Annotated in this window: 10 protein-coding genes; 7 read left to right on the top strand and 3 right to left on the bottom strand. The window is 41.8% G+C overall.

The genetic code is table 11. From position 1 onward, the window contains the following. Positions 1–221: 221 nt before the first annotated feature. The 7 genes from AB1401_12810 to AB1401_12780 all read left to right on the top strand — a co-directional run bounded on the left by AB1401_12810 (position 222) and on the right by AB1401_12780 (position 6,343). The gene (locus tag AB1401_12810; protein ID MEW6616328.1) at positions 222–800 is read left to right on the top strand and encodes an HDIG domain-containing metalloprotein; all 579 of its coding nucleotides are present in this window, start codon (positions 222–224) and stop codon (positions 798–800) included. Positions 801–813: 13 nt separating this feature from the next. After that, a complete protein-coding gene (locus AB1401_12805) occupies positions 814–1,602 on the top strand; it encodes an adenylate/guanylate cyclase domain-containing protein (GenBank protein ID MEW6616327.1) in 789 nt (262 codons plus the stop codon). Positions 1,603–1,632: 30 nt separating this feature from the next. Then, positions 1,633–2,442 (top strand): MBL fold metallo-hydrolase, encoded by an 810-nt coding sequence (locus AB1401_12800; protein ID MEW6616326.1) that lies wholly within the window; start codon positions 1,633–1,635, stop codon positions 2,440–2,442. Between the two features lie 46 nt (positions 2,443–2,488). Then, positions 2,489–2,980 carry a hypothetical protein gene (locus AB1401_12795; GenBank protein MEW6616325.1) on the top strand — a complete coding sequence of 164 codons (492 nt, stop codon included), beginning with the start codon at positions 2,489–2,491 and terminating at the stop codon, positions 2,978–2,980. Positions 2,981–3,035: 55 nt separating this feature from the next. Continuing rightward, positions 3,036–3,986: a MoxR family ATPase gene (locus AB1401_12790; GenBank protein MEW6616324.1), complete on the top strand. Its 951-nt coding sequence runs from the start codon at positions 3,036–3,038 to the stop codon at positions 3,984–3,986. 3 nt (positions 3,987–3,989) lie between these two features. Beyond that, positions 3,990–5,336, top strand: coding sequence for a VWA domain-containing protein (locus AB1401_12785; protein MEW6616323.1), 1,347 nt, complete (start codon positions 3,990–3,992; stop codon positions 5,334–5,336). 116 nt (positions 5,337–5,452) lie between these two features. Then, positions 5,453–6,343 (top strand): phosphoribosylaminoimidazolesuccinocarboxamide synthase, encoded by an 891-nt coding sequence (locus tag AB1401_12780; GenBank protein MEW6616322.1) that lies wholly within the window; start codon positions 5,453–5,455, stop codon positions 6,341–6,343. A 27-nt stretch (positions 6,344–6,370) separates the two neighbouring features. On the opposite strand, the gene AB1401_12775 is transcribed toward AB1401_12780, so the two are convergent. The 3 genes from AB1401_12775 to AB1401_12765 all read right to left on the bottom strand — a co-directional run bounded on the left by AB1401_12775 (position 6,371) and on the right by AB1401_12765 (position 9,305). Next, positions 6,371–7,483 carry a 2-hydroxyacyl-CoA dehydratase family protein gene (locus tag AB1401_12775; protein MEW6616321.1) on the bottom strand — a complete coding sequence of 371 codons (1,113 nt, stop codon included), beginning with the start codon at positions 7,481–7,483 and terminating at the stop codon, positions 6,371–6,373. A gap of 23 nt (positions 7,484–7,506) precedes the next feature. Then, positions 7,507–8,769 carry a 2-hydroxyacyl-CoA dehydratase family protein gene (locus AB1401_12770; GenBank protein MEW6616320.1) on the bottom strand — a complete coding sequence of 421 codons (1,263 nt, stop codon included), beginning with the start codon at positions 8,767–8,769 and terminating at the stop codon, positions 7,507–7,509. Between the two features lie 122 nt (positions 8,770–8,891). After that, complete coding sequence (locus tag AB1401_12765) at positions 8,892–9,305, bottom strand: cobalamin-dependent protein (protein MEW6616319.1); 414 nt, start codon at positions 9,303–9,305, stop codon at positions 8,892–8,894. Between the last annotated feature and the right edge of the window lie 8 nt (positions 9,306–9,313).

Below are 9,313 nucleotides of genomic sequence, written 5' to 3'. Positions count from 1 at the left end.
GATGAAGCCTTTTTGGAGAGAGTGGAAGGATTGGTCTCCCTTGTTTTGCGGCGGCAAAAGCCGGGGCCGAAAAAGAAAGACACGGGCAGTTAGGTATACTGTCTCCGGAACTCTCTCCCCGGAACTCTCCCCCCTGAACTTCGGCTATAAATAAAGACCTAAATAAAATTGAAACAATAACTAATAGAGCAGAAAAGGTAAGGATGGTCGGGGAAGATCAGATGGAAAGAAGAAAAGATTTAGGTATTGATAGAGAAGGTGCCCTTTCACTTATGGGCGAATATCTGAAGAAGGACAACCTGCAAAAACACTCTTTTGCTACAGAGGTAATTATGAGGGCATTGGCGGAAAGACTGGGTTATAATGCTGATGCTTGGGGTATTGCAGGGCTTTTACATGATCTGGACTACGAAGAGACAAAAGACACCCCTTCCAGGCATGCACTGGAAACAGCAAGGATACTAGAGGGGAAAGGTATTGACCACGAGATAATCCAGGCCATCAAAGCCCACAATGGGGACGCACTGGGCATACAACGTGATACAGATTTCGACTTTGCCCTGACCTGTGCCGAGTGCATAACCGGTTTGATCGTTGCGACAACCCTGGTTTATCCTGACAAGAAGATCACCAGCGTTAAAGCCAAATCCATACTAAAAAGGATGAAACAAAAGGAATTTGCCAGAAGTGTTGACAGGGAGCTTATCAGAGAGTGTGAAAAGCTCAATATCCCCCTGGAGGAATTTGCAGAGCTGAGTCTCAAAGCCATGCAGGGAATTGATAAGGAGTTAGGGCTGTAAAGAACGGCATATAATGAAAACAAAAACAATATTGACTCTATATAAAGAAAATAATCTCGAGTCAGAATCAACGAACAGCATTGTAATGGATTATTTGAATTCCCTTGCTATAATTGAAGATGATAGTATACAAAAGAAACTTCTAAAAGAGGTAATTCAAAAATATGTTATTTTAGAAAGAAAGGTAGACTCTTTGCTAAAGAATACCCTGCCAGCAAAGGTTGCAGAAGAGATAAAATATGAAGGGCAGTTTGCTCCTAGATTGTATAATTGTACTATATTATTTTCTGACTTTGTGGGCTTTACCCGTCTGGCTGAAAGAATTTCAGGTGAAGTATTGATAGGGATATTGGATAAACTCTTTTCTGACTTTGATGGTATAATAGCTCGTTTTAAAGGTACAAAAATAAAGACTATCGGTGATTCCTATATGGCTGTTTTTGGCGCTCCGGATGAATTTGAAGAACACGCTGTTATGGCAGTAAGAGCGGGGCTTGCCTTGCTAAAAGTTGTTGAAACATTAAACAGAGAAAGCGAGGAAGAGTTTCAGATACGCATAGGTATTCATACAGGTAAAGTAATGGCAGGGGTAGTAGGGAAAGAACGGATGCAGTTTGACGTCTTTGGTGACAATGTAAATATAGCTTCACGATTTGAATCATCGGGAGAGAAAGGAAAGGTTAATATATCAGAGGAAACATATCTGCAAACCCGTGATTTTTTTGAATTCGAGGAAAGAGGGGAAATAGGCTTAAAGAACAAGGATAGTATGAAGGCTTATTTTGTTATAAAAGAACTGTGATATAACACATTAAACATTTATGGGAAACAGATGAACAGTCATGAAAAATATGACAGACCTATCAAGATAGAAGAAGGCATTTACTGGGTTGGCTTTTATGAAGAGAAATCAAATCTGCACTGCAATCCGTATCTGATTGTTGAGGATGACAAAGCAGTTTTAATAGATGGAGGAAGCCGTCCGGATTTTGCTATAGTCTTAAGGAAGATCTTACAGGCAGGTGTTGATCCAAATCAAATAGTAGGGCTGATTTATCAACATTATGACCCTGATCTATGTGGATCAATGCAAAATATGATCGACATATGTGAAAATAAAAATCTTAAAATCTTTTCTGAAATAAACAGCAATTTCTTTATCAACTATTATATTGACAGAGAAAAACACTATCTCTTGGACTCTATTGATAACCGAAATTACGCTTTCACATTTAATAATCGGACATTTCTATTCATAAAAACCCCTTATGCCCATACACAAGGAAGCTTTGTTACGTATGATGTAAAAACAAAAACTCTATTTACCAGTGATCTTTTCGGCAGTTTTTCGACAAAATGGGACCTCTTCCTTAAATTGGATAATGATTGTATAACTTGTGCTGATTATAGTAATTGTAAAAACGAAAAGGATTATTGTCCTTTACTAGATATCCTTACATTTCATAGGAAAGTAATGCCATGTGAAAAATCACTCAGGCACGCAATGAGTGAAATAAAAAATCTTGATATTAATATGATTGCGCCACAACACGGGAGTATATTGCCAAACAGGAGGGACATTTATTTCTTAATACAGAAATTAGAACACCTGAAACAGGTAGGAATTGATTCAATCCTTTAAAAATCTCAACCAATTCACAAAAGAAGGTCTATAGAAAGGAGGACAAATGCTATCAAAAGAGCATGATCTGGTTTTAGCAAATTTAGCTAAAATCGAAGTTGGACTTTCAAAGATATATCAATGTTTCTCTGAATGCGATAATTTTACGAATCCTGTCAAGAAGTTTTGGGAAACAATAACAAAAGAAGAACTAACACATGCCAAAGTATTTAATGATATTCGATCAAAAGCCAGTATTGAGAAGTCGTTTCAGGTTAAGATTCTTATCGACAACAATCAGCTAAAACTTTTTGTTAACAAGGTTAACAGCTTATTGAAAGAACTAAGGGGAAAAGACTCAAACGAGTTAGAAATTTATAAAAATGAGTCAGAAGCCTATAAATTTGGCGCATCTGTTGAAGGCGACCTTGATGAGTCCAATTTTTTCAGGAAAATTAAAATCAATGATACGGAATTTACCAAAAAGATACAACAGATTGAGAATGCCACTAAAAAACACCTCACGATAATGATTAATTACTCCAGAGGCATAAAATAGAAAAAGTCGAAACGGAAGTAGGCATCGGCAAAGCCCCTCCCACGAAAGGAATCTGATGAATTTGCTCCATGATAAAAAATTTGCCTCTATCGAAAACGTTCGGCAGGGTCTTAAAAATGCAGAGTACATTTGCAGCAAAAAGATTGCTACCACTGTATATCTTGCGTATCATTTAGAGAAACCTATCCTTGTCGAGGGACCGGCCGGTGTTGGTAAAACCGAACTGGCTAAAACGGCGGCAACTTTTCTTGGCGCCCCTTTAATCCGTATGCAATGCTATGAAGGGCTTGACGAATCAAAGGCACTCTACGAATGGAAATATGGGAAGCAGTTACTTTATACCCAGATGCTGAAGGATAAACTCAATGATGTCTTAAAGGGGGCAAAGGGACTTTCAGCATCCATTGACAAGCTTCATCAATACAATGACATCTTCTTTTCCCGCTCCTTCCTGGAGCCAAGACCGCTACTGAAGGCACTACAACAAAAAGACGGCGCTGTGCTGCTGATAGATGAAATTGACAAATCAGACCACGAATTCGAGGCTTTTTTGCTGGAAATTCTTTCAGACTTTCAGGTATCCATTCCGGAGATCGATACCATCCATGCAGAAACCAGGCCATTCGTGTTTCTGACAAGCAATAATACCAGAGAACTGAGTGAAGCACTGAAACGGCGCTGTCTACACCTCTTTATCCCGCTCCCTGCCCCAGAACTCGAAAGAGAGATCATCCGTATTCGGGTGCCCGGCATTTCAGAAAAGCTCAGGATCCAGCTGGTTTCCTTCATCCAACAACTGAGAGAACTGGATCTAAAGAAAATTCCTTCTATAAGCGAAACTATTGATTGGGCAAGAGTAATGCTCCTTCTTCATGCAGATAAACTGAGTTCGGATTTGATCAGTGAAACTCTCCATATCATCCTGAAATTTGAAGGAGATATTAAAGTAGCTGAAGAACATCTCTATGATATGACCAGGAAAGCTATAAAAGAAGCTGCAATCTAAAAAATGGAACAAATTCTGAAAGATTTTATCCTGGCACTTCGCAGTTCCGGAGCCAGAATATCAGTACCAGAGACTATTGATGCTATGAATACCGTGAAGCTGACAGGTTATCATGACAGGGAAGTTTTTAAAGATTCCCTGTCTGCTGTCCTGGCAAAATCCCTTCACGAAAAGGAAATCTTTGAGGAGTGTTTCTATAGGTTTTTTTCCTTTGACACCTTCTCAGAAACTACAGGTGATTTTCCAGAGAATCTTGCCCCAGATATAATGGAAGAGAATTCTCTCCTTTCTCAGATGATACTCTCTGGTGATCTTGGAGGGCTTGCTTCTTCAATAAGAGAGGCGGCACGGGAAGTCCGTATCACAGGGATGCAGTTTTTTACACAGAAAGGACTCTACATTCACAGAATTCTACGTCATATGGGATTGAATGGACTGAATCAAGACATCAAACGTCTTTTTCATAAGAACACTCTTTCCTCCAGACAAATGGCGGAGAAACTGGAGAAGGGCAAAGACTACCTCTTTGAAAATGTAAAGGATTTTGTAGAGCAGCAATTTGCCTTGTATTCACCTTCAGCAACAGAAAACTTGATTGAAGATTACCTGAAAAGTATCAAGCTGTCCAATTTAGAGCAGAGAGACTTTTACCGCATGCATTCCATTATCCAGAAGATGGTGAAACGCCTTAACGACATTCATTCAAGAAGAAGGAAAACCTCTAAAAGAGGTCACCTTGATTTCAGAAAAACCCTGAGAAACAACATCAGTTATCAAGGCATCCTTTTTGATATTCACTGGAAAAAGAAGAAGGTAGACCGCCCGGATATTGTTGCCATATGTGATGTCAGTCGTTCGGTTGAAACCGTGGCAAGGTTTCTGTTATTATTTCTATACAGCCTGAATAAGTCACTCGCAAGGATACGGACATTTATTTTCTGCTCTAATCTCATAGAGGTAACCCATATTTTCGATGAATATCCTGTTGGAGAGGCACTGGTAAAGCTACAAAGCGGTATAGGTCTGGGTATCGTACTTGGTCCAACAGATTATGGGCAGGCATTACGCGATTTCGACGAAAACTGGTCTCCCCTTATCACCAATAAGACAACAATAATTATCCTGGGAGATGCACGGAACAATTACGGCGACCCTCAAACCGGCATCCTGAAATCGATGCATGAAAGGAGCAAGAGGCTTATCTGGTTGAACCCGGAGCCCCGGTCGTTCTGGGGCACAGGCGATTCAGAGATGAAAAAATACCTCCCCTGCTGCCATCTTGCCAGAGAATGCAATACAGTGCATCACCTGGAACGAGTGGTGGATTCTCTTCTATCATTGGAATCATAACCCAGTGAGAACCTTGAAGGCGTATCCATTTCCGCTTCGGTATTAATTCCATCTCAGGGATACTCTTTTAAACAGATACATTTTTGCAGAATATCTTCAAAGAAAGGGGTTATTAGATGACCAAAGAGGTAACAGTTGAAACGAATTTAAAAGGACTCAAACTTTTGGGAAGAGGGAAGGTCAGAGACATATATGATATGGGTGAACATCTATTGATAGTAGCAACGGACAGGGTTTCTGCCTTTGACGTAATTATGCAAAACGGCATACCCGATAAGGGGAAAACGCTAACCCGGATTTCGAAATACTGGTTTGAAGTTATGAACGATATAGTGCCTAACCATCTGGTATCTGCCAATGTTAGAGATTTTCCTCAAGAATGTCAGGAATATAAAGATATTTTAGAAGGCAGAAGTATGTTAGTAAAAAAAGCCAGACCTTTGCCTGTTGAATGCGTGGTCCGTGGTTATCTGGCAGGTTCTGCATGGGAGGAGTATCAGCAGGGAAATACTGTATGTGGCATACAGCTTCCTCGCGGGCTCCTGGAATCCTCCAGACTGAACGAACCCATATTTACCCCATCCACCAAGGCAGAAAAAGGGCACCATGACGAGAATATAACTATTCAAGAGATTAAAAAAATTATAGGGGATAGGCTTGCAGATGAGGTAACCAGGATAAGCCTGGAGATATATAAAAAAGGAAGTATGGTAGCGGAAGACAAGGGAATAATCATTGCAGACACCAAATTTGAATTCGGAATTTTCAACGGCGTATTAATGCTGATAGATGAACTCCTCACCCCGGACTCTTCCCGTTTCTGGCCTAAAGATGAGTATAAACCAGGGAGAGCTCAGAAGAGTTTCGATAAACAGTTCCTGAGAGACTACCTGCTTTCTATAAATTGGGATAAGTCCCCCCCTCCCCCTGAATTGCCGGAAGACATAATAGAAAAAACCAGGGAAAAGTATCTGGAGGCTTTAAAAAGGCTGGTTGTGCAAAAGTAGGATAAAAGGGTATGAATTTAGTACTTATTATATTCCCCTGATGAGTTCGCAGAATGCCTCTAACCGAGTACTCAGCTGACCGGACGGACTCACAATGTATTCCCGCTCCAGCATCAGAAATGGGATGCCCAAATCCTCAATATCCTGTTTGATTACAGGACAGCTCCCACCATGAATGTGACACCACTTAATCTTCTGAAAAATGACGCCGTCGACCTTAAACATCTTTACCATTTCCCTGAGATGCCTAAGCCTACCTTCTGCCGGGGATACACGAGGACAGGGACTGCGGGTGAGATAGTATTCACCTAGTGCATCCAAAGGGGCTTTAGTTTCACTCACCTGCTCCCAGAAATACCTTGTCCCTGTGCACAGGTCATCTGCAACTACAACACCACCTGAATCCTCAACAAGCCTGATAAACCCCAAATCGTCAAGCTCACTGCCTATAAGTAAAAGCCTCACCTTTCCATCCTTCACCTGCTTGGCGTGTCCGGCACTCAACTGCTCCAGGAGTTCTTCCAGAAGCCGATTATACCGGGCCCTGTTAATAAACACTCCCGCCATGAAAACAGCCATAGCCTCTGCCCCTGAGATAGGAGGGGGATCAGCCATTCTCAGCAGAGATAATTTTTTCAGGAGAGACCTCGTCCTGTTGTGAACATCAATAGCCTGATTTAAAGACTCTTCTGAGATGTTCACATTAAAGAAATGCTCCAGCCTATCCTTAAATACGCTCAGTTCATTCTTGAAGAAGCCAAGTGTTACCTCTGAAATTGAATTTGGCAGATTGAGAATGTGAACAAAGGGAGTTCTCACATAGTTGGCCCAGATATCATAAGCACGCCTGGTTTGCATACAGCCATCTGCGGCAACGAAACCATCCAGAAAATCGTAGCACCCTTTGCGCCCTTCTTCAATGTAGCTACGGATAAAAGAACACGCGTTAGAGTGAAGGACTGCATCTGCTTTAGGAGTTGCCATGCTGGCACCCACAACCCTTACCGGAAGCATCCCTGCAGCATAAATTATTTCCTGGGGGACATAACTGCAAACCCACCCGATAATCTTTTTCTCTTTCCCTTCTTCTTTTATGACGTCATATCTGTTCTCAAGTATATTCCTGAATTTATCAGTCATTAGCACTCTCCTGAACCATAGTTTTATTTCTTTAGAGTAACCAGAAAATCTTCGATTTTACTCTTCTGCTCCTCGATGGAAACTACCCGTGGGTCTATGGGATCTCCATCCATGATTAAGGTGGGAATGCCTATCTGCTTCCTCAGGTCATCCCTCATCAGGCCACATACGCCCCCTATATTAGAGCAGCCGAAGTGGTTATATATGATGAATGCATCGAGTTTAAACTCTTTACAGCTATTGAGGAACTCCTCCCTCCAAGTATTATAAGGCCAACACACTCTTAAACCAGGATAACCCAAAACCCTCTTTGCTATGATCCGTAATGGCTCGGTATCCTCCTCGATCATCGGTTCAGGGAGAAAGTTATTAAGATCCAAGACAACCTCTGTGTTGTGTTCTTTCTTGATCCAGTCGAGCAGTGTCAAATTCCAATAAGGTAGAGCACCTATCCAGCCGATGCGGTATTTTTCCTCGGCAAGAGGCGCTTCTTTTCTATCTGCTTTTTCCTTTCTCTCTTGATACAGGGTTTCATAGTACTCCAGCGCATCCTGACGCCCCCGGCAGTGGTACAAAATCCCAAAAAACGATATCCCCTCCCTCCCGGTGAGCGCCGCTGGAACAACCTTTCTTAACTCTTGCTGTATCCTGACATGATAGTTATGCGTTCTTCGTGATAGCTCGGCCGTTTCCTTAAGCCTTCTATAATCCATTTTTCGATTTGTGTGTTTCTCCAAAAACTCTATTAACCCTTCAAGCTGTTTTTGGTAATAGCCTACAATCGCTTCATCACGCAGTTTCTCTCCAGTATCCATAGGGATGTGAAGATAATAGGCAGGTCGCTTGTAGATATTGCTGCAGACCTCGAACAGCATCAGATAGCTGTCACAGGGGACTGTTGAGCTGATCAGACAATCAGGAGGCGTTATCTCACCGGCTATAGCCATACCAGTAGTGGACTGGTGAGGTCTGCAAATCTCCTCCGCCATACCATGAATCTGAGCAAGTTGAATGTAATTTAGCGTAAGGTCAGTACTCACTGTGGACATCTGTATTGAATATTGTTCCGGTACAAAAACAGCTAAATCCATAGCGACAATCAGCTCCGAGGGAACAGACCAGACCACCCAGACTATGGGCTTACCCTCCTTCCTGGCATCACGCAGCTCTTCAAAGTAGTCAAGCTTAATCTGGGCAAACTGCTCCTTACTCTTTACCCGTGAGGGCTTGCTCCTCAGATAGTCTAATCTCTGCCGAAATTCTTCCACCATTTTCTCTATATCCATGGCTCTTTTAAGCCTCCTTATTTTGTTGACAGTCTTAAACCGACATACATTAACTGAACCACAATATCGAATGGACGGCTATTTTTGATGGCTTCTAAGTACCGCTTGCTCCTTGCCCTAAATTATCCATTGGCTTCCTTTATACTCACATTTTCCTTCACGAATTCAACAATGCTGCTCAGCTTTGTACCAGGATGAAATACCTCGGCAACACCTGCATCCTTTAAGGCGGGTACCTCATCCGGGGCAATTATCCCCCCGACTATAACCAGTATATTATCCATCTCCTTCTCTTTAAAAAGCTCTAACAGCTTCGGTATCAATACATGATCATACCCCAGACTGCTTATGCCAACTACATCAACATCCTCCTGTAGGGCAGTCTCTGTAACCTGTTCAATCGTCTGCCAGGGGCCTGTATAAATTACTTCTATTCCCCCATCTCTCAATGCCGAAGCCACAAGCCTTAAACCCCTGTCATGCCCGTCAAATCCTATCTTGGTCAGCAAGACTCTTATATTTTTCATGCTTATCATCTCCATTC

The sequence above is a fragment of the Thermodesulfobacteriota bacterium genome, from assembly GCA_040757775.1.
Lineage (GTDB): Bacteria > Desulfobacterota > UBA8473 > UBA8473 > UBA8473 > UBA8473.
This window is presented reverse-complemented; position numbering and strand designations above follow the sequence as displayed.

What these genes read in the sequence shown, in the direction of transcription:
- AB1401_12765 (MEW6616319.1), bottom strand. Translation starts at nt 9,305, where the DNA reads ATGATAAGCATGAAAAATATAAGAGTCTTGCTGACCAAGATAGGATTT.
- AB1401_12780 (MEW6616322.1), top strand. Translation starts at nt 5,453, where the DNA reads ATGACCAAAGAGGTAACAGTTGAAACGAATTTAAAAGGACTCAAACTT.
- AB1401_12775 (MEW6616321.1), bottom strand. Translation starts at nt 7,483, where the DNA reads ATGACTGATAAATTCAGGAATATACTTGAGAACAGATATGACGTCATA.
- AB1401_12790 (MEW6616324.1), top strand. Translation starts at nt 3,036, where the DNA reads ATGAATTTGCTCCATGATAAAAAATTTGCCTCTATCGAAAACGTTCGG.
- AB1401_12810 (MEW6616328.1), top strand. Translation starts at nt 222, where the DNA reads ATGGAAAGAAGAAAAGATTTAGGTATTGATAGAGAAGGTGCCCTTTCA.
- AB1401_12770 (MEW6616320.1), bottom strand. Translation starts at nt 8,769, where the DNA reads ATGGATATAGAGAAAATGGTGGAAGAATTTCGGCAGAGATTAGACTAT.
- AB1401_12800 (MEW6616326.1), top strand. Translation starts at nt 1,633, where the DNA reads ATGAACAGTCATGAAAAATATGACAGACCTATCAAGATAGAAGAAGGC.
- AB1401_12795 (MEW6616325.1), top strand. Translation starts at nt 2,489, where the DNA reads ATGCTATCAAAAGAGCATGATCTGGTTTTAGCAAATTTAGCTAAAATC.
- AB1401_12785 (MEW6616323.1), top strand. Translation starts at nt 3,990, where the DNA reads ATGGAACAAATTCTGAAAGATTTTATCCTGGCACTTCGCAGTTCCGGA.
- AB1401_12805 (MEW6616327.1), top strand. Translation starts at nt 814, where the DNA reads ATGAAAACAAAAACAATATTGACTCTATATAAAGAAAATAATCTCGAG.